General features: G+C 68.3%; 1 protein-coding gene. It reads right to left on the reverse strand.

The window, feature by feature from the left end; all coding sequences use genetic code 11:
• A partial coding sequence (locus LL06_RS25945; protein WP_161785033.1) for an aminopeptidase occupies positions 1-659 on the reverse strand: 659 nt, incomplete at its 3' end.
• Between the last annotated feature and the right edge of the window lie 116 nt (positions 660-775).

Genomic DNA, 775 nt, shown 5'->3' on the forward strand with positions numbered 1-775 from the left:
CCCCCGGCGTCGCCCTGAGCCCGCAGCCATTGGCGCACGCCGCTGGTCTCCACCGCCGTCGCGAAGGCCTCGTTGAAGGCGCTGTCGTCCTGCACATAGACGCGCTGATGGGCGAGCTCGTGGAAGATCAGCGCCGCCACCGAGGTCTCGTCGTCGCGGAACATGGTCGACAGCAGCGGGTCGCTGGTCCAGCCCAGCGTCGAATAGGCCGTCACCCCCGAGACATGCGCGTCGAGCCCCTGCGCCTGAAGCTTGGCAGCCGCCTTCCTGGCGTTGTCGGCCGAGAAGAACGCCTGGTAGGGCACGCAGCCGAACACCGGAAAGCATTTCGCCACCGGCGCCAGCGAGAATTCCGGCGCCGCATAGACCGCGATCGTCACGTAATCGCGGCCGATGTCGACATAGGAGCGGTAGCTCGCATTGTCGGGCAGGTCGAGCGCGTCGCTGGCAAACTGCCGGATCGCGCTCGCCGAAACCATCCGCGCCCTCAGCGCCTTGGGCGTCCCCGGATCCGCCACCAGCCCCGCCACATCCTGCCGCGCCGCCATGATCTTGAGATGCCCGTTGAGCGATTCCGCGTAATAGCCCACGCCGGTACAGCCGGCGAGCGCTGCGGCGAGCGCGATGAGGAGGAGGGATCGAAGGATGATGCGTGTCACGGCGGGCCCGGATGCCAAGGAGCGGAGGCCCAAGTGGTAGAGGGGGATGGGGGGTTGGGCAAGCGGGGGGATGCACGACCGCGGCCCAGTAATCTCCCCCCTTGCGGGGGAGATGT

The sequence above is a fragment of the Hoeflea sp. BAL378 genome (assembly GCF_000759435.1).
GTDB lineage: Bacteria > Pseudomonadota > Alphaproteobacteria > Rhizobiales > Rhizobiaceae > Hoeflea.